Consider the following 23,323-nt stretch of genomic DNA (forward strand, 5'->3'; position numbering starts at 1 on the left):
CCGGGCGCCGCCGCGTATGACCAACCCTATGCCGCGCGCGTGATGTCCCGCGGCAGATGGTGCTCGATGGTATCGGCGAGCGTGTCGAACGCGGGCCGGATGCCTTCGTGCGCGACGCATGCATAGCCGAGCAGCAGGCCCTGCCGAGCGGTATCGAGGTTGCTGTAGTAGCTGGTGAGCGGGCGCACGATGACACCGGCGTCGAATGCGCTCTGCGTGACCGCGCGATCGTCGCATGCGTCGGGCAGGCCGAGCACCAGATGCAGGCCGGCCTCGTCGCCCATCACCGGCAGCGCGTCGCCGAAGCGCGCGCGGATCGCGTCGATCATCAGTTGCCGGCGCTCGCCGTACAGCGTGCGCATTCGTCTGACGTGCGAAGTGAGGTGGCCGTCCATGATGAATTCGGCGAGCACGGCCTGCTGCATCAGCTGGCCTTCGCGGTACAGCTCCGACAGCCCGGTGCGGAAGGTGTCGACCAGATGCTCGGGCACGACCATGTAGCCCATCCGCAGCCCCGGGAACAGCATCTTGCCGAGACTGCCGACGTAGATCACGCGGCCGCCGTCGTCGAGCCCCTGCAGCGACGCGAGCGGGCGGCTGCCGTAGCGGAATTCGCTGTCGTAGTCGTCCTCGATGATCCAGCAGCGGTGCTGGCGCGCATATTCGAGCAGCATGCGGCGCCGCGCGAGACTCATCACCATCCCGAGCGGGTACTGATGCGACGGCGTGACGAGCACGAGTCGCGGCGGATGCTGCATGTCGCTGGCGCTCGGGTCGAGCCCTTCCTGGTCGACGGGTACCGGCGCGAGCGTGAGGCCGGTCGCCTGCAATACGCTGCGCACGCCCCAGTAGCACGGTTCCTCGACCCACGCGCGATCGCCGATGTCGGACAGCAGCCGCACCGCGAGATCGATCGACTGGTGGATGCCCGTCGTGATGATCACCTGGTCCGGCGAGCATTTGACCGAGCGCGCGACGCGCAGGTAATCGGCGAGCGCCCGCCGCAGGGGCCGGTAGCCGCCGCCCGGCGCATAGGTCAGCAGTTCCGGATTGGCCTCCTTCCACAGCCGCGCCTGCAGGCGGCTCCACGTGCGGCTGGGGAATTCCGACACGTCCGGCACGCCCGGCATGAACGCACCCCACTGGCGCCGCGAGACGCCCGCATGCTCGATCAACTGCCGCCCGCGCATCGACAGGCTGCCCTGCGCGTCGGGCGGCGGTTCGTCCGTGGCGGACGGCGGCGGCGCGGCGCCCGGCACGCGGATCGCGGCGGCGTCCGGCCGCGTGTCGGCCACGTAGGTGCCGCTGCCGGTCGTCGTCAGCACGTAACCTTCGGCCGTCAGCTGGTCGTACACGTGGAGGACCGTATTGCGCGCGATCGACAGGTCGCCCGCGAGCGTGCGCGAACTCGGCAGCTTTGTTCCCGGCCCCAATTCTCCGGTCAGGATGGCCTGCTGCATCAGTTGCAGCAATTGCCGGTACATCGGTTCGGGCGAACTGCGGTCGATGCGGGCGGAGAGCCAGTCGGCGACGATCACGGTATCCAAAGTGGTCCTACTTGGAATATTGAAATGGTTCCCTATTGTAGAACCGTGCGCGCCGTATAGTGGCTCGCATCTCAAAATCAATTGTCGCGAAGCAAGGGGACAGCCACGATGAAGTCCGATGATGTGATCGTCAGCTTTCGCGGCGTGCGGAAGACCTACGACGGCGAGACGCTGGTCGTCAAATCGCTCGACCTCGATATCCACCGCGGGGAATTCCTGACGCTGCTCGGGCCGTCGGGCTCGGGCAAGACGACCTGCCTGATGATGCTCGCCGGTTTCGAATTCCCGACCGGCGGCGAGATCCGCCTCGACGGCGAGCTGCTGAACACCGTGCCGCCGCACAAGCGCAACATCGGCATGGTGTTCCAGAACTACGCGCTGTTTCCGCACCTGACGGTCGAGCAGAACGTCGCGTATCCGCTGACGGTGCGCAAGCTGCCCGCCGCCGAGCGCACGGAGCGCGTCGCGCATGCGCTGAAGATGGTGCAGATGGAGCGCTTCGCGAAACGCTATCCGGCGCAACTGTCGGGCGGCCAGCAGCAGCGCATCGCGCTGGCGCGCGCGCTCGTGTTCGAGCCGAAGCTGGTGCTGATGGACGAGCCGCTCGGCGCGCTCGACAAGCAGCTGCGCGAACACATGCAGTACGAACTGAAGGCGCTGCACGAAAAGCTCGGCGTGACCTTCGTGTACGTGACGCACGACCAGGGCGAGGCGCTGACGATGTCCGATCGCGTCGCCGTGTTCGACAAGGGCATCGTGCAGCAGCTCGACACCGTCGACCGCCTGTACGAATCGCCGTGCAACGAATTCGTCGCGAACTTCATCGGCGACAGCAACCGGCTGCGCGGCACCATCGCGCGCGTCGACGGCGAATTCTGCGAATTCCGGCTCGACGACGGCACGAAGCTCGTCGGCCGCCATATCGGCGAAGCCGCCGAGGGCGCGTCGGCCGTCGCGTGCATCCGCCCCGAACGCATGAGCCTCGCGGCGCACGGCGCGAATGGTGTGAATGGCACCGCCGCCAATTGCGTGAGCGGCGAGGCGCGCAGCCTCATCTATTTCGGCGATCACGTGCGCATGCGCTGCGCGCTGCCTGGCCAGGACGAATGCTTCGTGAAGGTGCCGCTCGGCACCGGCGCGCTCGACGCGTTCTCGCCCGGCGCGCCGGTCTCGCTTGCGTTCTCGCCCGAACACCTGCGCGTATTCGCGTGAGCATGGTTTACCCGGTTTTCCGCAGCACGTCGTCAACAACAAGCCCACTTCCACCACGAGAGGAGAGGAACCATCATGAAACGAGCAAGCTTTACCGCGCGCCGCACGGCGCTCGCGCTGGCACTGGTCGCGTTTGGCGCATCGGCCGCGGCTGCCGAGCTAACGGTCGTCAACTTCGGCGGCGCGAACGGCGACGCGCAGAAGGCCGCGTTCAACCAGCCGTTCGAGAAGGCGACCGGCAACAAGGTCACGGCCGTCGAATACAACGGCGAGCAGGCGAAGGTGAAGGCGATGGTCGAGGCGAAGCACGTCAACTGGGACGTGGTCGAAGTCGAATCGGGCGACCTGAACCGCGGCTGCGACGAAGGGCTGTACGAGAAGCTCGACTGGTCGAAGATCGCGAAGAAATCCGACCTGATTCCGGAATCGCCGCAGGTGTGCGGCGTCGGCTTCTTCGTGTGGTCGACGGCGCTGTCGTACAACGCGGACAAGCTGAAGTCGGCGCCGACCGGCTGGGCCGATTTCTGGAACGTGAAGAAATTCCCCGGCAAGCGCGGGATGCGCAAGGGCGCGCGCTATAACCTCGAATTCGCGCTGATGGCCGACGGCGTCGCGACGAAGGACGTCTACAAGGTGCTCGGCACGAAGGCCGGCCAGGATCGCGCGTTCAAGAAGCTCGACGAGCTGAAGCCGTACATCCAGTGGTGGGAAGCGGGTGCGCAGCCGCCGCAGTTCCTCGTCGCCGGCGACGTCGTGATGTCGACCGCGTACAACGGCCGCATCGACGCCGCGCAGAAGGAAGGCAAGAACCTGAAGGTCGTGTGGAACGGCAGCATCTACGACCTCGACTACTGGGCGATTCCGAAGGGCTCGCCGAACAAGGCGCTCGCCGAGCAGTACATCGCGTACACGCTGACGCCGAAGCCGCAGCAGGCGTATGCGCAGCACATCGCGTACGGCCCGACGAACGTCGCCGCGATCAAGTCGCTCGACGCGAAGACGCTCGCGAACCTGCCGAACTCGCCGGCCAACGGCAAGAACGCGGTACTGGAGGACATCGGCTTCTGGACCGACCACAGCGACGAGCTCGAACAGCGCTTCGCCGCGTGGGCAACGAAGTAACCGGTCAGGCATCCTCACGGGTGTCGTGATGCAACCGGCCGCGCGACGCGTCGATCGTGTCGCGCGGCATTCCGCCGGAACGTGCCCGGCCGGAGAGAACCGTTGAATACCATGACGATCGCGCCTTCCCCGCCGTCGGCCGCCGCGCTCAAGCGCGAGCTGAAGGCCGCCGAGGCCCGCAAGCGCACGATGGCGCTGCTGCTGGTGGCGCCGCTCGCGATTTTCCTGCTGCTGATTTTCGTCGTGCCGATCGGCACGCTGCTCACGCGCGCGGTGCAGAACCCGGAGATCGCGACCGCGTTGCCGAACACGGTCGCCGCGTTGTCGGGCTGGGACCGCAAGACGCCGCCGGCGGACGCCGCGTATGCCGCGCTCGCGGCCGACATGACGAAGGTGGCCGACAGCGAGGCGATGGGTGCGCTCGCACGGCGCCTGAACACCGAGATTCCCGGCTATCGCTCGCTCGTCGCGAAGACGGCGCGCGCGATGCCGCTGAAGGGCGACGGCGACGCGGCGCTGACGCCTGCGCAGACGCGCGCGAAATTCATCGACCTCGATGCGCGCTGGGGCGAGATCACGTACTGGCAGTCGATCGCGAAGAACGGCAGCCAGGTGTCGCCGTTCTACCTGCTCGCGGCGCTCGATCACAAGCAGGACGGCTTCGGCCGCATCGTGCAGGCCGATCCCGACCAGTCGATCTACCTCGCGATCTTCGGGCGCACGTTCGTGATCGGCATCGCCGTCACGCTGTTCGCGCTGCTGCTCGGTTATCCGCTTGCATACTGGATCTCGACGCTGTCGGAACGACGCGCGAACCTCGTGATGATCCTCGTGCTGATCCCGTTCTGGACCTCGGTGCTCGTGCGCGTCGCCGCATGGATCGTGCTGCTGCAGAGCGAAGGGCTCATCAACACGGCGCTGATCGGCAGCGGACTGATCTCGCATCCGCTGACGCTGCTGTTCAATCGCGTCGGAGTGTACATCTCGATGACGCACATCCTGCTGCCGTTCATGATCCTGCCGCTGTACAGCGTGATGAAGTCGATTCCGCCGACCTACCAGCGCGCGGCCGTGTCGCTCGGCAGCCATCCGTTCGCCGCGTTCTGGCGCGTGTACGTACCGCAGACCTATCCGGGCGTCGGCGCGGGCGCGCTGCTCGTGTTCATCCTCGCGATCGGCTACTACATCACGCCCGCGCTGCTCGGCGGGCCGAACGACCAGATGGTCAGCTACTACGTCGCGTACTTCACGAACGTGACGATCAACTGGGGCATGGCATGTGCGCTCGGCGGGCTGCTGCTCGCGGCGACGCTCGTGCTGTACGCGGTGTACGGGCGCTTCACGCGCACCAACGTGAGCCTCGGCTGAGCGCCGGGCACAGGGAAACGGGAAGGGGATGCCGACCATGAAACTCGCCAGGCCGCTGTTCGCGCCGCACATGTCGTTCGTCGAGCGCGCGTGGTACGTCGCGTTGCGCGTGCTCGTCGTGCTGACGCTGCTGTACCTGATCCTGCCGGTGCTCGCGATCGTGCCGCTGTCGTTTTCGTCGAGCACGTTCCTCGTCTATCCGATTCCGGGCTTCTCCACGCGCTGGTACGAGAACCTGATCGCATCGGACGAGTGGCGGATGGCCGCGAAGAACAGCTTCATCGTCGCGCCGTCGGCGACCGTCGTCGCGACCGTGCTCGGCACGCTCGCGGCCATCGGCCTGACGAAGGCCGACTTCCGCGGCAAGGGGCTGCTGATGGCCGTGCTGCTGTCGCCGATGATCGTGCCCGTCGTCGTGGTCGGCGTCGGCATGTACCTGTTCTTCGCGCCGCTCGGGCTCGCGAACACCTACACGGGGCTGATCGCCGCGCACGCGGCGCTCGGCGTGCCGTTCGTCGTGACGACGGTGGCCGCGACGCTGCAGGGCTTCAACCAGAACCTCGTGCGCGCGAGCCTGTCGCTCGGCGCGAATCCGGTCACGACGTTCTTCCGCGTGACGCTGCCGGTGATCGCGCCGGGTGTGATGTCGGGTGCGCTGTTCGCATTCGCGACGTCGTTCGACGAAGTGGTCGTCACGCTGTTCCTCGCGGGCGCGGACCAGACGACGCTGCCGCGCCAGATGTTCACGGGCATCCGCGAGAACATCAGCCCGACGATCGCCGCGCTCGCCACGATCCTGATCGTCTTCTCGACGAGCCTGCTGCTCGCGCTCGAATGGCTGCGCGGCCGCAATGCGCGGCGTGCGGTGTCGTAAATAGCGGCGCCGGCCGCACCGTTCGCCAGGCCGCGAGGCCGCCGATCGTTGCGTCTTCAACGATGCCGTGGACCCGACACGGCATGGCGAAGCTTTCGTTTGGCTGACCGACGGGGCGGCCGCCTGCACGTTCGATGCGGCTCTGCAACAATACGGCTCGCGGTTCCGCGCGTCCCGTTGCCGTTGCACGGAGGATGCGGTGCCGCGCCGCTCAATCCGCGACGCCGCGCGTCGCTCGTCAGCCGAGCCCATCTTGTCAGAACTCGCTTCCTCCGCCGGCGCGCACGAGCCGGCCGTCAACTGGCGCGCGATGTCCGCCGTGCTGCTGGCCGTCGCGCTCGCGACGCTCGACACCGCGATCGCGAACACCGCGCTGCCCGCCATCGCGACCGACCTGCATGCGTCGCCGGCCGCGTCCGTGTGGATCATCAACGCATACCAGCTCGCGATGGTCGCGACGCTGCTGCCGTTCGCGTCGCTCGGCGACATCGTCGGCCACAAGCGCGTGTATGTCGCCGGGCTGGCGGTGTTCACGCTGGCGTCGCTCGGTTGTTCGCTCGCGTCGACGCTGCCGATGCTGACGGCCGCGCGCATCGTGCAGGGCTTCGGCGCGAGCGCGATCATGAGCGTCAACGTCGCGCTGATCCGCGGCCTGTTTCCCGCGCACCGGCTCGGGCGCGGCGTCGGTTTCAACGCGCTCGTCGTCGGCGTGTCGTTCGCGGTGGGGCCGACGATCGCTTCGCTGATCCTGTCGGTGGCCGCGTGGCCATGGCTGTTCGCGGTGAACGTGCCGCTCGGCGTGTTCGCGCTCGCGGTGGCGATTCCGTCGCTGCCGCGGACGGCGCGCGGCAAGCATGCGTTCGATCCGGTTGCCGCGCTGTTCAACGTGATCACGTTCGCGTCGCTGATCTTCGCGCTCGGCGAATTCGCGCAGCGTGGGCCGCTGACCGTCGTGTTCGCGGCGGCCGCGGTCGCATTCGCGTTCGGCTGGCTGCTCATCCGCCGCCAGGCCGGGCATCCGGCGCCGATGCTGCCGGTCGACCTGTTCCGCCGGCCCGTGTTCACGCTATCGGCGCTGACCGCCGTGTGCGCGTTCGCCGCGCAGGGGCTTGCGTTCGTGTCGCTGCCGTTCTATTTCGAAACCGTCCTGCATCGCAGCGCGGTCGAGACGGGATTCCTGATGACGCCGTGGTCGGCGATCGTCGCGCTTGCCGCGCCGATCGCGGGCCGGCTGTCGGATCGTTATCCGCCCGGGCTGCTCGGTGCGATCGGCCTGGCGTTGCTGAGTGCGGGCATGGTGTCGCTTGCCGCGCTGCCGGTGTCGCCGGGCGTCGTCGACATCGGCTGGCGGATGATGCTGTGCGGCGCGGGCTTCGGCTTCTTCCAGTCGCCGAACCTGAAAGCGCTGATGTCGAGCGCGCCGCCCGAGCGCAGCGGCGGCGCGAGCGGGATCATCGCGACCGCGCGGCTGATCGGGCAGGCGACGGGCGCGGCGCTGGTCGCGCTGTCGTTCGGAATCGCTGGGCGCCACGGGCCGACGCTTGCGTTGATGCTCGGGGCGGGCTTCGCGGGCGCGGCGAGCGTCGCGAGCGGGCTGCGGCTGTTCGCGCCGTCGCATCGGGCCGGCGCGCCGGTCGTGTCGGAGCCCGTGAAGGAGCGGGCGACGGAGTAGGGGCGTGCGCGAACGCGGCGCACGTTGACGACGCAACGACGATCACGGGAACGTCACTCACGAACCGGCGCGCGGCAAGCCATCGCCGCGTGCCGGTCCTCATGCATGGCTCAGAACCCGCCCGACTTGATCAGCTGGTTGAGGTTCGCGATGTTCAGGCTGCCGAAGCCGGTCGTCAGATCCCAGCCGGTGCCGGCGGTGTAGCCGTACCCCTGATAGCCGTTGTTGCCCGACACGACGTCATAGCGCACGAGCGACGGATGCGACGGAATGTCCGCATAGAAATTGGCTGCCGGGAAGCCGAGGCCCGTACCGTTCGCCGCGAGCAACCGCGCCCAGAGGCCCGTGAAGATCGGCGCGGCGAGGCTCGTGCCGCCGATCTGCTGCAACTGGCCGTAGTTGTAGATGTACGCGCCCGTGCTCTGCGCGGCGTCGAACGCGACGTCCGGCAACTGGCGATTGCTGCCCGACTGCCACGACGGCGCGGGCAGGATCGTGCTGACGCCGCCGCCCGTCGCCCATAGCTTGCCGTTCGAATCGAGCCCTTCGTTCCACACCGTCTCGTTCGAGAACGCGCCGGCCGACGTCGTGTAGAGCGTCGTGCCGCCGATCGCGAGCACGTGCGGCGACGAAGCCGGCCACGACACCGTGTAGTTCGAGCCGTCCGGATAGCCGCGGTTGTTGCACTCGTACACGCCTTCGTCGCCCGACGATACCGAGAACGTCTGGCCTTGCGCCGCGGCCGTCATGAAGATCTGCTCCTCGGCGTCGATCGTGCCGTCCGCGTTCGCATCGGTTTCGCACCAGCCGAGCGAGACGTTGATCACCTTCGCGGTGTTGTCCGACACCGCACGGTTGAACGCCTGCGTGAGGCCCGTGTTGCCGGCGGCGTTGAGGTCCGCCATGTAGAACACCAGCTTGCCGACCTGACCGCCGGCCGAGCCGACGATCGACTGGCTGTCGAGATCCCATTCGCCCTGGCCGTCCTGGTCGTCGGTGTAGCTGCCGCCCGTGCCGTTGGTCTTGACGGTCTGCGTCGTGACCGTGCCGTAGCCGTTGCTCGACGTGAACTGCTTCAGGTCCTGCAGCGTCTGCGATACGCCGCCGATCGTGATGATGCCGACGGTCACGCCGGCCGCGGTCGGCACGCCGGTTGCGTTGTAGAGGCCCGGAAATTCCTTCGGATAGTGGCCCGTCGCCGTGCCGGCGGCGAGCGCCTGCGGTTTCGCCACGTTGCCGATGCGCAGCATCGGCCGCGCACGCGCGACGCTCTGCAGCCCGAGCACCGAGCCGACGACGTCGCCGAGTGCGCGCGGCACCTGCGCGGTCGACGTGTTGGCGAAGCCCGAACGGCCCGCGTACTGGAAGCGCACGAGCGACGTGTTGAACGCGGTCTTCACCGTGCCGGCCGTGCCGTGCGCGGAGACCAGCAGCCGGTTCGGCGCGACTTCGACGTTCACGAAGCCGCTCTTGTGCAGATAGTCGACGACCGACTTCACCTGCGCTTCGGTCGGCGCGTAGTTCGCGAGGAACTGCTCGCGCGTCAGGTACTGGCGGTAATGCGCGCTGCCGGGCCGGTTCACGTCGCGCGCCAGTTGCTTGAGCTGGGCGGCGTTGCGCAGCTTCAGGCTGACGACGACGTCGGTCGTCTCGCCGGCCGCGAGTTCGAGCGACGGCGCCGCGCTGCGCGCCATCAACTGCGGGCCGGTCAGAAAGGCCTTCGTATGGGTATCGACCCAATCCGTCGCCGCGTGCGCCGCAGCGGCGGCGAACACGAGCGGTGCCACGCACGCAAGGCGGCGGGGCGACGGAAGGGGAAGGGCAAACCAGGCGTTCCTTTTCATCGGGAGTCCTTTTTTAGGAGAGGCGACGTTACTGGAACCCCCGGCCCTTGTGGGGCCGCGAGCGGTGACGAGCGTAGGGCGTCGGTGCCGAACGGGTAGCTGCCAGTTTCCATAGCTGTCAGTTCTGACAACGGGGGCGCACGCGTGCGTGCGCGGCGCGGTACGCGCCGGTCGTGGCGGGGCCGGCGAGCGGAACCGGTTCGCGGTACGACAGCGCGGCAACGCGCGTCGCGCACACGCACGAGTCGTTCGTTGCAGCATCGGAACGTGCGCGGTCGTGGACGGGCGCGCCGCGGGGATGCATGGCGTTTGCGTGTCAATGGCTGCGCGCCGTATCGCACTATGTGGTCATTGGAAGCGACTCGTCAGGAACGGATTCGTGCGGGGACGCGAATGGGGCCGGCCGAACCCGAACGTTTCCCGAACTGTGGAACAGCGCATCGGCCAGCCTTGCAGGCTGCTTTCGGATCGCGTGTCGCAGTCGCGGATTAGAGGAAATGCTCGAATCCGGCGTCGGCGCGAGCCGGTGCGACGCGCGCGCCGGGCGCGCAGGAATGAACGACGGTGTTCGCGAAATTCCGCCTTGACGCGCGCCGATCAACGGATATCCTTCAATCCATAACCTACCGGTTATGGATTTTGGACGACATGCAAACTACTCAAGACACGCTTTTCAGGACGCTTGCCGATCCCACGCGCCGCGCGCTTTTCGAGCGGCTGTGCGCGGAAGGGGAACTGACGGTCGCCGCGCTGACCGCCCATGCGGGTGTCTCGCAGCCGGCCGTGTCGAAGCACCTTGGCGTCCTGAAGCAGGCCGGGCTCGTGAATGACCGTCACGAAGGCCGGCAGACCCACTACAGCGCGCAGCCGCAAGCGCTGGCCCCGTTGATCGACTGGACGAGCCAGATGGCAGCCTTCTGGCAGAGCCGGTTCGATGCCCTCGAAGATCTGCTCAAAAGGATGGATCAGTAATGAACCCAGCCACTACCGAAACGCGCTCCGTCGTCGTCGACCGGGAGCTGCCCCATCCGCCGGAGAAGATCTGGCGCGCGCTCACGCAACCGCACCTGATCGAGGCGTGGCTCATGAAGAGCGACTTCGAGCCCGTCGCGGGCCATGCCTTCAGTTTCCGCGCGGATTGGGGCTCGGTCGATTGCACGGTCCTCACGATCGAGCCGCACCGCGCGCTGTCCTATACGTGGGCGGCCCACGGGCTCGAAAGCATCGTGACGTGGACGCTCACGCCGACGCCGGCCGGCACGCATCTGCGCATGGAGCAGGTCGGCTTCCGCCCCGACCAGGAGCAGGCATACCGCGGCGCGCAGTACGGCTGGGTACGGTTCTTCGAATCGCTCGAACAGGTGCTGTCGCGTCCCGACGAAGGCACGGAGGCCCGCGCATGAGTGCAACGGACCTCACCCCGTCGGCGCGCATCGATGCGCTGATCGCAGGCATCGCCGACTGGCGCGGCAAGACCTTCGCCGACGTGCGCCAGACGATCCTCGCCGCGCAAGCGGGCATCGTCGAGGAATGGAAATGGATGGGCAGCCCCGTCTGGTCATGCGACGGGATGATCGCGGTTGCGAACGCGCACAAGGGCAAGGTGAAAGTGACCTTCATGCACGGCGCGCAGCTTCCTGATCCCGACAAGCTGTTCAACGACGGCCTCGACGGCAATGCGCGACGCGCGATCGATCTGTTCGAGGGCGACAAGCTCGACAAGCGGGCGTTGAAGAACCTCGTGCGCGCGGCGATCGAATACAACCGGACGCACCTGAAGAAGAATGCGCGAGGGGCGGGCGCGAAGGCGCGCGCGGACAAGGCGGCTTAAGGCCGCATGAAGCGCGGGCGAAAAAAAGCCCGACACGAGGTCGGGCATCCAAATCGGCCGCAACCGCCCGCGAGGCGGCTGCGGCACCTGCAAAAGCAGGGCGCTTACGCTGCGAGCAGCGAGCGCAGCACGAACGGCAGGATCCCGCCGTGCTTGTAGTAGTCGACTTCGATCGGCGTATCGATGCGCAGCAGCACCGGCACGCGCTGCGTTTCGCCGTTCTTGCGATGGATCACGAGCGTGACGTCCTGCTGCGGCTTGAAGTCGTCTCCGAGGCCTTCGATGTCGTACGTCTCTTCACCGGTGATGCCGAGCGACTGGACGCTGTCCGCGCCCTTGAACTGCAGCGGCAGCACGCCCATGCCGACCAGGTTCGAGCGGTGGATGCGCTCGAAGCTGCGTGCGATCACGGCCTTCACGCCGAGCAACTGCGTGCCCTTCGCGGCCCAGTCGCGCGACGAACCCGTACCGTATTCCTCGCCCGCGAACACGACGGTCGGCGTGCCGGCGGCAACGTACTGCATGGCCGCGTCGTAGATCGACTGCTGTTCGCCGCTCGGCTGGTGGATCGTCAGGCCGCCTTCGACGCGCGTGCCGTCCGCTTTCACGGGGATCATCAGGTTCTTGATCCGGACGTTCGCGAACGTGCCGCGCATCATCACGTCGTGGTTGCCGCGGCGCGAGCCGTAGCTGTTGAAGTCGGCCTTCTGCACGCCGTTTTCCTTCAGCCACTTGCCTGCCGGCGAATCTTCCTTGATCGAGCCTGCCGGGCTGATGTGGTCGGTCGTGACCGAGTCGCCGAAGATGCCCAGTGCGCGCGCGCCCTTGACCGTCGGGATCGATGCAGCCGGCTCCATCGAGAAGTCGTTGCCGAAGAACGGCGGCTCGGCGATGTAGGTCGACTTCGGCCAGTCGTAGACCTCGCCCGATTCGCCCTCGATCTTGCTCCAGAGGTCGCCCTTCTTGGTCAGCTTCGAGTAGTTGTCCTCGAACTTCTTCGGATCGAGCGCGAACTTGAGCAGCGCGTGGATTTCGTCGCTCGTCGGCCAGATGTCGCCGAGGTAGATGTCGCGGCCGCCCTTGCCCTTGCCGACCGGCTCGGTCATCAGGTCGCGCGTGATGTTGCCGGCGATCGCGTACGCGACGACGAGCGGCGGCGAGGCGAGGAAGTTCGCGCGGATGTTCGGGTGGATACGCGCTTCGAAGTTACGGTTGCCCGACAGCACGGCCGCCGCGACGATGTCGTTCGTCGTGATCGCTTCGTTCAGTTCCGGCGTCAGGTCGCCCGCGTTGCCGATACAGGTCGTGCAGCCATAGGCCGCGACTTCGAAGCCGAGCTTCGACAGGTAGGGCAGCAGGCCCGTCTTCGTCAGGTACTCGGTGACGATGCGCGATCCCGGCGCGAGCGACGTCTTGATCTTCGGATCGACCGTGAGGCCGGCCTCGACCGCCTTCTTCGCGAGCAGGCCCGCGGCCAGCAGCACGCTCGGGTTCGACGTGTTCGTGCACGACGTGATCGCGGCGATCAGGATGTCGCCGTTCTTCACGTCGACGCCGTTGCTCGTCGTGTATTGCGCGTTCAGGTCGTCCGCGTTCTTCGCGAAGCCGTTCTCCGCGACCGGCTTCGAGAACAGATCGGTGAACGTCGACTTGACGTGGCCGATCTCGATGCGGTCCTGCGGGCGCTTCGGGCCGGCCAGCGACGGGGCGACCGTCGCCAGGTCGAGCGTCACCGTCTTCGTGTAGTCGATGTCGCCGGCCTTCGGAATGCCGAACAGCTGCTGCGCCTTGAAGTAGTTTTCGAACGCGGCGATTTCGGCCTTCGTGCGGCCCGTGCCTTCGAAGTAGTCGATCGTCTTTTCGTCGACCGGGAAGAAGCCCATCGTCGCGCCGTATTCCGGCGCCATGTTGCCGATCGTCGCGCGGTCCGGCAGCGACAGCGACTTCGTGCCTTCGCCGAAGAATTCGACGAACTTGCCGACGACCTTCTCCTTGCGCAGCATTTCGGTGATCGTCAGCACCAGGTCGGTGGCCGTCACGCCTTCGCGCAGCTTGCCCTTCAGCTCGACGCCGACGACGTCCGGCGTCAGGAAGTACACCGGCTGGCCGAGCATGCCGGCTTCCGCCTCGATGCCGCCCACGCCCCAGCCGACCACGCCGATGCCGTTGATCATCGTCGTGTGGCTGTCCGTGCCGACGAGGGTGTCCGGGTAGTACACGGTGTCGCCGCCGTCCGCCTTCTTGTGGACGCCGCGCGCGAGATATTCGAGGTTCACCTGGTGAACGATGCCGACGCCCGGCGGCACGACCTTGAACGTGTCGAACGCCTGCATGCCCCACTTCATGAACTGGTAGCGCTCGTTGTTGCGCTGGAATTCCAGCTTCATGTTCAGGTCGAGCGCGTCCTTCTGGCGGAAGTAATCGATCTGGACCGAGTGGTCGACGACGAGATCGACCGGGACCAGCGGTTCGATCTTCTTCGGGTTCTTGCCCGTGCGCTCGGCGACGCCGCGCATGGCCGCGATGTCGGCGAGCAGCGGCACGCCCGTGAAGTCCTGCAGCACGACGCGCGACACGACGAACGGAATCTCGTCGACGCGCTTCGCGGTCGGCTTCCAGTTCGCGAGCTGCTCGATGTGCTCTTCGGTGATCTTCTTGCCGTCGTAGTTGCGCAGCACGGACTCGAGCACGATGCGGATCGACACCGGCAGGCGTTCGATCTTCGTCTTCAGCTCCTTGCCGAGTTGCGGCAGCGAGTAGAACTTGCCTTTGCCGGAACCGCTGTCGAATTCCTTGAGGGTCTTGTGGAGATTGTGGGCCATGGTGATTTTCCTGGGTTTGAGGCTAGGAAACAAAGAGTCCTGTAGGGCTATATCACATACAAGTCGACGTACTCATCGACCGGCATCGCGTCGAGCTTTGCCTGGTCCAGCGACACGTCGAGAATCGCTTGTTGCTGCTTGGCCGGGAAGCGGCGGGCGAGGTTGGTCCGGAATTTATCGACCAGCAGCGGGATGCCGTCCGCACGGCGGCGCCGATGGCCGAGCGGGTACTCGACCGCCACTTCGGCAAGCTTCGATCCGTCCGTGAACTCGATCGTCAGCGCATTCGCGATCGATCGCTTGTCCGGATCGTGATAATCCTTCGTGAACTGCGGATCCTCGACGCACACGGTTTTCGCGCGCAGCGCGTCGATGCGCGGGTCCGCCGCGGCCGAGTCTTCATAGTCGGCCGCGGTCAGCCGGCCGAACAGCAGCGGCACGGCGACCATGTACTGGATGCAGTGGTCGCGGTCGGCCGGATTGGCGAGCGGGCCCTGCTTGTCGATGATGCGGATCGCGGCCGCATGCGTGCGGATCGTGATCCGGCCGATGTCGTCGGTCGTGCGGCCCGCCGCGGCGAGCTGCGCGTGCAGTTGCAGCGCGGCCTCGGCGGCCGTCTGCGCATGGAATTCGGCGGGGAACGCAATCTTGAACAGCACGTTTTCCATCACGTACGTGCCGTACGGGCGCTGGAAGCGGAACGGCTTGCCGTCGAACAGCACGTCGTAGAAGCCCCAGGTCTTGGCGGTGAGCGCCGACGGGTAGCCCATTTCACCCGTTTTCGCGATCAGCGCGAGGCGCACCGCGCGGGACGTGGCGTCTCCGGCCGCCCAGGATTTGCGCGAACCGGTGTTCGGCGCATGGCGGTAGGTACGCAGCGCGTGGCCGTCGACGAACGCATGGGAGACCGCGTTGATCAGCTCGTCGCGCGTGAGCCCGAGGAGGCGCCCGACGACGGCCGTCGATGCGACCTTCACGAGCAGCACGTGGTCGAGCCCGACCGCGTTGAACGAATTCTCGAGGGCGAGGCAGCCCTGGATCTCGTGGGCCTGGATCATCGCGACCAGCACGTCGCGCATGGTAAGCGGCTTCCGGCCGGCCGCGCGGGCCGTGCGGGAGAGCCAGTCGGCCGTCGCCAGGATTCCGCCGAGGTTGTCGGACGGATGACCCCATTCGGCGGCGAGCCAGGTGTCGTTGAAGTCCAGCCAGCGGATCATCGCGCCGATGCCGAACGCGGCCTGGACGGGATCGAGCTGGAAGGACGTGCCCGGCACCTTCGCGCCGTTCGGCACGATCGTGCCGGGCACGACGGGGCCGAGCAGCTTGGTGCAGGCAGGGTAGGACAGCGCCTCGAGTCCGCATCCGAGCGTGTCGATCAGGCAATGACGCGCCGTCTCCAGCGCGAGCGCGCTGTCGATACCGGCATTCAGCACGTAGTCGACGATATCGACGAGTACCGTATCCGGAACAGGGCGGACGTTGGAGACCGGGGCGGACATCGAGGGGCGGGGGAGCGGAAAAACGCGCGCGCTTAGTTCGTTGCCGGCTTCAGCTCGTTCGCCTGCGTCGGTGCTGCCGTGCCTTGCGCCATTTCCGGCGTCACGCATTCGTCCGCGAGACGCTCGCCGCCGTTTGCGTCGGAGAACAGCATCGCCTTGGTCGGGATCACGACCAGCTTGAAGCCTGCTGCCGGATCGTAGAACGTGTCGGCGCCCGTCGTCGTGGCCTGACGCGGCAGCTTGTAGTTCTTCTTCGCCCAGTGAACCGTGACGACCTGGTCGCGCTTCATGTCGCCGGCGAGGTCGAACGACAGACCTTCCTTACAGGACCACTTGACCGCGCCGTCCGGTACCGGATCGACCTTGGCCGCTGCGCGCGCCTGCGCCTTCTTGCTGCGCGGGATGATGCGCTTGGCCGGCGCCGGGCGCTTGGCCGTTGCCTTCTTCGCGGTCGTGGTGGCCGTACCCTGGGCAAACGCGCTCGGAGCCGACACCAGCATCGTGGCGGACAAGGCGCCGATGGCGGTAGCGATCAGGAGTTTCTTCATGGAGTCAGAACCTTTCGATAATCAGTTGACAAGGGCCGGCAATCGAAACTGCCGGCCGGTTTGAAACTGCACGCGCCCCGAAAGCGCGCAGCGGCCGCTATTTTCACCTATTTGGCCGCGCATATATCAGGTTTTCGGGCTCCGTTACGTTTTTTGTCGTTTCGCAAACGTCTGTCCGGTTCGCGCCTCGGCGAATGCATGAAACTCGTGTAGCGGCGGGCGGCGCGCACTCAACGCGCAGCGCCCGCGGTGGCCGGGCCGAACAGCGGCGCGGCCTCGTCCGGCACGGGCTGGCCGGTGGCCCGCGCGCGGCGCAGCACCGACCAGTAATAACGATAACTCGCGCGATCGTGCAGCGTATCACCGTGGCGCGTCGGGCCCCAGTCGGCGGCCTGCGCGGCCAGCAGGATCTCGGCGGCCAGCGTGACTTCGTCGGTGCGCGGTGCGAACGCGTCGACGATCGGGCGGATCTGCGCGGGGTGGATGCTCCACATCCGCGTGAATGCGAATTCGTCGCGCGCGCGGCGCGCGTCGCCGGCGACGACGCCCATGTCGCGCACCTCGGTCGTCACGTTGTGCGACGGCGTCTTGCCGTGCGCGTGACAGGCCGCGGCGATTTCCAGCTTCGCGCGGCGTACGAGCGGGTGGTCGAACTGGCCGGGCGAGCGCATCGCGGAATCGGGAATCGCACCATGGTGCGCGGAGACGAAATCCATCAGCCCGAAGCTCAGCGTGCCGACCGTCGGCAGCGCGGCGAGGGCGGCCGCCTGCGCGAGCGCGCCGTGCGTCTCGACCAGCACGTCGACCGGAATCGGCTGCGCGATGCCGAGCTCGCGGCGCGTGCCTTCGATGAACGCGGTCATTTCGGCCGCGTCGGCGGCGTTCGCGACCTTCGGCAGCGTGATGTAGGCGGGTACGCGCGATGCGCGCAGCACGATGCGCACGTCGTCGCGCCAGTGCGGGCGGGAAAAATCGTGGATGCGGACGCCGACGCGGCCGAAGCGGTTCTCGGCGCTGCCGAGCAGCTCGGCGACGAGCGCCGCGTGCGCGGCTTCCTGGCCGACGGCCGCGCCGTCCTCGCAGTCGAGCGTGAGGTCGAACACCGGACCCAGTTCGGCCTGCAGCGCAAGCGACTTGCGCATCAGCTTCTCGCTGCCCGCGTAGTGATCGCAGCAGGGCAGGATCCCGGGCGGTGACGCCCCGTCGTACAGCACTTGTGCAGGAGTGAGCGCGGCCATCTCTTCTACGTCAGGGAAGCGGGTCAACGTGGAGAAAATCGGATTCGGGCAGGTTCTGGGCCGCAGCGTCGGGCGCGGGGCGGCAAAACGTGCGCGGATCGGATCGATCGGCAGGGCCGGCGGCGTGCCGGCCCGTGCCGAAGCCGGGCGCCCGCAGGCCGCCCGGCGCGATGCGTGATGCTTAGTTCTTCAGCAGGTGGGCGACGCCGTCGCGCTCTTCGAGCAGTTCGGCCAGCGTGCCGTCCATCTTCTCGCGCGAGAACGCGTCGATTTCCAGGCCTTCGACACGCTTGTATTCGCCGTTTTCGCAGGTGACCGGCACGCCGTAGATGATGTCTTCGGGGATGCCGTACGAGCCGTCCGACGGGATACCCATCGTGACCCACTTGCCGTTCGTGCCGAGCACCCAGTCACGGACGTGGTCGATCGCCGCGTTGGCTGCCGACGCGGCCGACGACAGGCCGCGCGCTTCGATGATCGCCGCGCCGCGCTTGCCGACGGTCGGGATGAACGTGTCGCGGTTCCAGACGTCGTCGTTGATCAGCTTCAGCAGCGATTCGCCTTCTGCGGTCGCGAAGCGGAAGTCGGGGTACATCGTCGGCGAGTGGTTGCCCCACACGGCGAGCTTCTCGATCGACGCGACCGGCTTGCCCGACTTGGCGGCGAGCTGCGACAGCGCGCGGTTGTGGTCGAGGCGCAGCATGGCCGTGAAGTTCTTCTTCGGCAGATCCGGCGCCGACTTCATCGCGATGTACGCGTTCGTGTTCGCCGGGTTGCCGACGACCAGCACCTTCACGTCGCGGCTCGCGACTTCGTTCAGCGCGGCGCCCTGAACCGTGAAGATTTCGGCGTTCGCCGACAGCAGGTCCTTGCGCTCCATGCCCTTCGAGCGCGGACGCGCACCGACCAGCAGCGCGACGTCTGCATCCTTGAATGCGACCTTCGGATCGTCGGTGATCACGACGCCCGCGAGCAGCGGGAACGCGCAGTCGTCGAGTTCCATCACGACGCCCTTGACGGCGCCTTGGGCTTGCGGGAGGTCGAGCAGTTGCAGGATGACCGGCTGGTCCTTGCCGAGCAGGTCGCCGTTCGCGATGCGGAACAGCAGGGAGTAAGCGATTTGACCTGCGGCGCCGGTGACGGCAACGCGCTTTGCGGGCTTAGCCATTGAAAATCTCCAGGACGGGTGAAGCGTTGGACGCGAGTGAAAACGCCATTCTATGCGCGTTGTGCGTAGCGTTGCATTGAAGCAGGGCGGAGGACTCGCGATGGCAGACGCGGTGAACCTGGAGACGGCCGTGGCACGTAGCCGGGGACGCGCTGTTGCACCCGCGAACCCTTGCTCGACCGGGAGTGTAGGAGGCGTCACGCGCAAAGTCAAACGGTATCATATGTCTTATATAAGACAGATGTTTTGCGGAAATTGAGTGGACGAAAAAGTGCGGTTTGTGATGAAATGCGCGCCATGACATCGAACCAGGCGAACACCGCGAATCAGACCGGCGCAGGCGGCCCAGGGCAGCCGAGCGCGGGCGACGCCGCGGCCTCGCCCGCGGCGTCCGCATCGCCGACGTTCAGCCCGTTATACCAGCAGATCAAGTCATTGATCACGCAAAGCCTCGAATCCGGCGAATGGAAGCCGGGTGAGATCATCCCCAGCGAAGTGGAGCTCGCGGCCCGTTACAAGGTCAGCCAGGGCACCGTGCGCAAGGCGATCGACGAGCTGGCCGCCGAAAACCTCGTGGTCCGGCGCCAGGGCAAGGGTACTTTTGTTGCAACGCACAACGAGGATCGCGCGCAATTCCGCTTCCTGCGTCTGCTGGCCGACGACGGCGCCGAGCACCCGCACGTGAGCCGTCTGCTCGAATGCCGGCGCTTGCGCGCGCCGGCCGAGATCGCGCGGCAGCTCGACCTGAAGCCGGCCGATCCCGTCGTGCAGGTGCGCCGCCTGCTGGAATTCGACAGCGAAGTGACGGTGCTCGACGAGATCTGGCTGCCGGGCGCGATGTTCCGCGGGCTCACGTTCGAGCGGTTGAGCGAGTACAAGGGGCCGCTCTACGCGATGTTCGAGACGGAGTTCGGTACGCGGATGATCCGCGCGACGGAGAAGATCCGCGCGGTGGCGGCGGATCCGGCGGTGGCCGACCTGCTGCACGTGCCGGCGGGCTTCCCGCTGCTGTCGGTCGAGCGCGTGTCCTATACGTACGGGGACCGGCCGGTGGAAGTGCGTCGCGGCTGGTATGTCACAACCGGGTACTACTATCAGAATGACTTGAGCTGACGACGTTCGGCTCAGCCGTGTGCGTTCGCGTTTCCCACGCTCGCGAAGCACGTTTCGGGCCGCCTTTATTCTAGTTCGCGCAACTATCCAGAGCAGACTTTCGCTGCAGCGCGATATAAAAAGGCGCTAAAATCGCGGATTAGTGTGACAACATAGTAGGGGTCTAGCATGACTGACGCAGTAAGAAAGCCGAGGCCGGAATACCGGAACATCGGAATCGGCGACATCACGTTGAAATATCGCATGCCGCTGGCGGCGACATTGTCGATTCTCCACCGAGTCAGCGGCGCGCTGCTGTTTCTGTTCCTGCCGTTCCTGCTGTTCCTCTTCGACCAGAGCCTCACCTCCGAGCTCAGCTTCGAAGTCTTCAAGGTTTTCCTCTCCAACATCGTCGTCAAGCTGATCGTCCTCGCGTTGTCGTGGGCCTTCTTCCACCATTTCTGCGCCGGCATTCGCCACCTGCTGATGGACGTCAACCACGACGCCGTCACGAAGGAAGGCGGCAAGCGGACGGCCGTCGTCGTCTTTGTCGTCTCGATCGCACTGACGATCGCCATGGCACTCAAACTGTTCGGAGCATTCTAAGAAAATGGCAGCCAATAACCGAATCGGCTCGAAGCGCCTCGTCGTCGGCGCCCACTACGGCCTGCGCGACTGGCTCGCGCAGCGCGTCACCGCCACGATCATGGCGGTCTACACGGTCATTCTGCTCGTCCTGTTCTTCGGCGCGCACGATTTTTCGTACGAAGGCTGGGCCTCGATCTTCGCCGCGCAATGGATGAAGCTCGCAACCTTCGTGATGCTGCTTTCCCTCTTCTACCACGCATGGGTCGGCGTGCGCGACATCTGGATGGACTACGTGAAGCCCGTCGGTGTGCGCCTGCTGCTGCAATCGCTGACCATCGTCTGGCTGCTCGCATGTGCGGGCTACGCCGCGCAGATTCTCTGGAGAGTGTAAAGAATGGCTGCAATCAAAACTTCCCTCCCGCGCCGCAAGTTCGACGTCGTGATCGTCGGTGCGGGCGGCTCCGGCTTGCGCGCGGCGCTGCAACTGTCGCGCGCGGGCCTGTCGGTCGGCGTGCTGTCGAAGGTGTTCCCGACGCGTTCGCACACGGTGGCCGCGCAAGGCGGTATCGGTGCGTCGCTCGGCAACATGAGCGAAGACAACTGGCACTTCCACTTCTACGACACGATCAAGGGCTCCGACTGGCTCGGCGACCAGGACGCGATCGAATTCATGTGCCGTGAAGCGCCGAACGTCGTGTACGAACTCGAACACTTCGGCATGCCGTTCGACCGCAACGCGGACGGCACGATCTACCAGCGCCCGTTCGGCGGCCACACCGCGAACTACGGCGAGAAGCCGGTCCAGCGCGCTTGCGCGGCCGCCGACCGTACCGGTCACGCGCTGCTGCACACGCTGTACCAGCAGAACGTCGAAGCGAAGACGCAGTTCTTCGTCGAATGGATGGCGCTCGACCTGATCCGCGACGCGGACGGCGACGTGCTCGGCGTGACGGCTCTGGAGATGGAGACGGGCGACGTCTACATCATGGAAGGCAAGACGACGCTGTTCGCGACGGGCGGCGCAGGCCGGATCTTCGCGGCATCGACCAACGCGTTCATCAACACCGGCGACGGCCTCGGCATGGCGGCGCGCTCGGGTATCGCGCTGCAGGACATGGAGTTCTGGCAGTTCCACCCGACCGGCGTGGCCGGCGCGGGCGTGCTGATCACCGAAGGCGTGCGCGGCGAAGGCGGCATCCTGCGCAACGCGAACGGCGAGCGCTTCATGGAGCGCTACGCGCCGACGCTGAAGGATCTGGCGCCGCGTGACTTCGTGTCGCGTTCGATGGACCAGGAAATCAAGGAAGGCCGCGGCGTGGGTCCGAACAAGGATCACGTGCTGCTCGACCTGTCGCACATCGGCGCCGAGACGATCATGAAGCGTCTGCCGTCGATCCGCGAAATCGCGCTGAAGTTCGCGAACGTCGATGCGATCAAGGAACCGATCCCGGTCGTCCCGACGATTCACTACCAGATGGGCGGCATCCCGACCAACATCCACGGTCAGGTCGTCGGCACGTCGCGCGATCACAAGGAACCGGTCAACGGCTTCTACGCAGTGGGCGAGTGCTCGTGCGTGTCCGTGCACGGCGCGAACCGCCTCGGCACGAACTCGCTGCTGGACCTCGTGGTGTTCGGCCGCGCGGCCGGCAACCACATCGTCGAGCACGTGAAGAGCCAGAAGGAACACAAGCCGCTGCCGGCCGATGCAGGCGAATTCTCGCTGGCGCGTCTGAACAAGCTCGACAAGTCGACGTCGGGCGAATACACGCAGGACGTCGCGAACGACATCCGCGCGACGATGCAGAAGCACGCAGGCGTGTTCCGCACGTCGGCGCTGCTGAAGGAAGGCGTCGACCAGATGGCCGGCCTGGCGGCGCGCGTGGAAAGCATCCACCTGAAGGACAAGTCGAAGGTGTTCAACACCGCGCGCGTCGAAGCGCTCGAGCTGGAGAACCTGATCGAAGTGGCCCGCGCGACGATGGTGTCGGCGGAAGCGCGCAAGGAAAGCCGCGGCGCGCACGCGCACAGCGACTACGAACACCGCGACGACGAGAACTGGCTGCGCCACACGCTGTGGTACAGCGAAGGCGATCGCCTCGACTACAAGCCGGTTCAAATGAAGCCGCTGACGGTCGAATCCGTGCCGCCGAAGCCGCGCACGTTCTAAGCCGAGTCAAAGGAATCCGAAATGGCAAAACGCATTTTTGAAGTCTACCGCTACGATCCGGACAAGGACGCAGCGCCGCGCATGCAGACGTACGAGCTCGATATCCAGCATGAGCGCATGCTGCTCGACGCGCTGGTCAAGCTGAAGGCACTGGACGAGACGCTGTCGTTCCGCCGTTCGTGCCGCGAAGGCGTGTGCGGTTCGGACGCGATGAACATCAACGGCAAGAACGGTCTCGCGTGCCTGACGAACCTGAACGACCTGCCGCAGAAGATCGTGCTGCGTCCGCTGCCGGGCCTGCCCGTCGTGCGCGACCTGATCGTCGACATGACGCACTTCTTCAACCAGTACCACTCGATCAAGCCGTACCTGATCAACGACGCGCCGCCGCCGGAGAAGGAACGCCTTCAGTCGCCGGAAGAGCGCGACGAACTCGACGGCGTGTACGAGTGCATTCTGTGCGCGAGCTGCTCGACGTCGTGCCCGAGCTTCTGGTGGAACCCGGACAAGTTCGTCGGCCCGGCCGGCCTGCTGCAGGCTTACCGCTTCATCGCGGACAGCCGCGACACCGCCACCGGCGAGCGTCTCGACAATCTGGAAGACCCGTACCGTCTGTTCCGTTGCCACACGATCATGAACTGCGTCGACGTTTGCCCGAAGGGCCTGAACCCGACGAAGGCGATCGGCAAGATCAAGGAACTGATGGTTCGCCGCGCGGTTTAAGGCCG

Annotated in this window: 20 protein-coding genes; 13 read left to right on the forward strand and 7 right to left on the reverse strand. The window is 66.3% G+C overall.

The features are described from left to right. Positions 1-26: 26 nt before the first annotated feature. Positions 27-1,547 carry a MocR-like pyridoxine biosynthesis transcription factor PdxR gene (pdxR, locus tag CFB46_RS23565; protein ID WP_089501457.1) on the reverse strand — a complete coding sequence of 507 codons (1,521 nt, stop codon included), beginning with the start codon at positions 1,545-1,547 and terminating at the stop codon, positions 27-29. Positions 1,548-1,655: 108 nt separating this feature from the next. Between pdxR and CFB46_RS23570 the strand changes: the two genes are divergently transcribed. The 5 genes from CFB46_RS23570 (at position 1,656) to CFB46_RS23590 (ending at position 7,795) form a co-directional block, all read left to right on the forward strand. Continuing rightward, complete coding sequence (locus tag CFB46_RS23570) at positions 1,656-2,759, forward strand: ABC transporter ATP-binding protein (RefSeq protein WP_089501458.1); 1,104 nt, start codon at positions 1,656-1,658, stop codon at positions 2,757-2,759. Between the two features lie 75 nt (positions 2,760-2,834). Continuing rightward, entirely contained in the window at positions 2,835-3,881 is a 1,047-nt protein-coding gene (locus CFB46_RS23575; RefSeq protein ID WP_027782589.1) for an ABC transporter substrate-binding protein, read from the forward strand. 111 nt (positions 3,882-3,992) lie between these two features. Then, positions 3,993-5,249 (forward strand): ABC transporter permease, encoded by a 1,257-nt coding sequence (locus CFB46_RS23580; protein ID WP_179235138.1) that lies wholly within the window; start codon positions 3,993-3,995, stop codon positions 5,247-5,249. A 37-nt stretch (positions 5,250-5,286) separates the two neighbouring features. After that, entirely contained in the window at positions 5,287-6,123 is an 837-nt protein-coding gene (locus tag CFB46_RS23585; protein ID WP_027782591.1) for an ABC transporter permease, read from the forward strand. 253 nt (positions 6,124-6,376) lie between these two features. Next, positions 6,377-7,795: an MFS transporter gene (locus CFB46_RS23590; RefSeq protein ID WP_089501460.1), complete on the forward strand. Its 1,419-nt coding sequence runs from the start codon at positions 6,377-6,379 to the stop codon at positions 7,793-7,795. Between the two features lie 110 nt (positions 7,796-7,905). Here the strand turns inward: CFB46_RS23590 and CFB46_RS23595 are convergent, their stop codons facing one another. Beyond that, the gene (locus CFB46_RS23595) at positions 7,906-9,639 is read right to left on the reverse strand and encodes a S53 family peptidase (protein WP_089501461.1); all 1,734 of its coding nucleotides are present in this window, start codon (positions 9,637-9,639) and stop codon (positions 7,906-7,908) included. A gap of 648 nt (positions 9,640-10,287) precedes the next feature. Here CFB46_RS23595 and CFB46_RS23610 point away from each other — a divergent pair. From CFB46_RS23610 to CFB46_RS23620, 3 genes are read left to right on the forward strand one after another with little or no spacing between them, the layout of a single operon-like run. Then, positions 10,288-10,611: an ArsR/SmtB family transcription factor gene (locus CFB46_RS23610; protein ID WP_089501463.1), complete on the forward strand. Its 324-nt coding sequence runs from the start codon at positions 10,288-10,290 to the stop codon at positions 10,609-10,611. Continuing rightward, complete coding sequence (locus CFB46_RS23615) at positions 10,611-11,042, forward strand: SRPBCC family protein (RefSeq protein WP_089501464.1); 432 nt, start codon at positions 10,611-10,613, stop codon at positions 11,040-11,042. Before CFB46_RS23610 ends, CFB46_RS23615 begins: the two co-directional genes overlap by 1 nt. Continuing rightward, entirely contained in the window at positions 11,039-11,470 is a 432-nt protein-coding gene (locus tag CFB46_RS23620; protein WP_027782597.1) for a DUF1801 domain-containing protein, read from the forward strand. Before CFB46_RS23615 ends, CFB46_RS23620 begins: the two co-directional genes overlap by 4 nt. 104 nt (positions 11,471-11,574) lie before the next feature. Here the strand turns inward: CFB46_RS23620 and acnA are convergent, their stop codons facing one another. The 5 genes from acnA to CFB46_RS23645 form a co-directional block, all read right to left on the reverse strand. Next, entirely contained in the window at positions 11,575-14,292 is a 2,718-nt protein-coding gene (gene acnA / locus CFB46_RS23625; RefSeq protein ID WP_089501465.1) for an aconitate hydratase AcnA, read from the reverse strand. 47 nt (positions 14,293-14,339) lie between these two features. After that, a complete protein-coding gene (locus CFB46_RS23630; RefSeq protein WP_089501466.1) occupies positions 14,340-15,791 on the reverse strand; it encodes a bifunctional 2-methylcitrate dehydratase/aconitate hydratase in 1,452 nt (483 codons plus the stop codon). Positions 15,792-15,823: 32 nt separating this feature from the next. Beyond that, positions 15,824-16,339 (reverse strand): hypothetical protein, encoded by a 516-nt coding sequence (locus CFB46_RS23635; protein ID WP_027782600.1) that lies wholly within the window; start codon positions 16,337-16,339, stop codon positions 15,824-15,826. Positions 16,340-16,569: 230 nt separating this feature from the next. Continuing rightward, positions 16,570-17,577: an HpcH/HpaI aldolase/citrate lyase family protein gene (locus CFB46_RS23640; protein WP_089501467.1), complete on the reverse strand. Its 1,008-nt coding sequence runs from the start codon at positions 17,575-17,577 to the stop codon at positions 16,570-16,572. 181 nt (positions 17,578-17,758) lie between these two features. Next, positions 17,759-18,745 carry a malate dehydrogenase gene (locus CFB46_RS23645; protein ID WP_006479357.1) on the reverse strand — a complete coding sequence of 329 codons (987 nt, stop codon included), beginning with the start codon at positions 18,743-18,745 and terminating at the stop codon, positions 17,759-17,761. 288 nt (positions 18,746-19,033) lie between these two features. Here CFB46_RS23645 and CFB46_RS23650 point away from each other — a divergent pair, with 288 nt between their 5' ends. The 5 genes from CFB46_RS23650 (at position 19,034) to CFB46_RS23670 (ending at position 23,318) form a co-directional block, all read left to right on the forward strand. Then, positions 19,034-19,858, forward strand: coding sequence for a GntR family transcriptional regulator (locus CFB46_RS23650; RefSeq protein WP_089501468.1), 825 nt, complete (start codon positions 19,034-19,036; stop codon positions 19,856-19,858). A 168-nt stretch (positions 19,859-20,026) separates the two neighbouring features. Next, complete coding sequence (gene sdhC, locus CFB46_RS23655; RefSeq protein WP_027782604.1) at positions 20,027-20,443, forward strand: succinate dehydrogenase, cytochrome b556 subunit; 417 nt, start codon at positions 20,027-20,029, stop codon at positions 20,441-20,443. A gap of 4 nt (positions 20,444-20,447) precedes the next feature. Then, positions 20,448-20,816: a succinate dehydrogenase, hydrophobic membrane anchor protein gene (sdhD, locus tag CFB46_RS23660; RefSeq protein ID WP_006487767.1), complete on the forward strand. Its 369-nt coding sequence runs from the start codon at positions 20,448-20,450 to the stop codon at positions 20,814-20,816. A gap of 3 nt (positions 20,817-20,819) precedes the next feature. Next, positions 20,820-22,595 (forward strand): succinate dehydrogenase flavoprotein subunit, encoded by a 1,776-nt coding sequence (sdhA, locus tag CFB46_RS23665; protein ID WP_027782605.1) that lies wholly within the window; start codon positions 20,820-20,822, stop codon positions 22,593-22,595. A 21-nt stretch (positions 22,596-22,616) separates the two neighbouring features. After that, a complete protein-coding gene (locus CFB46_RS23670) occupies positions 22,617-23,318 on the forward strand; it encodes a succinate dehydrogenase iron-sulfur subunit (protein ID WP_059237255.1) in 702 nt (233 codons plus the stop codon). Positions 23,319-23,323: the final 5 nt, after the last annotated feature.

The organism is Burkholderia sp. HI2761 (genome assembly GCF_002223355.1).
Lineage (GTDB): Bacteria > Pseudomonadota > Gammaproteobacteria > Burkholderiales > Burkholderiaceae > Burkholderia.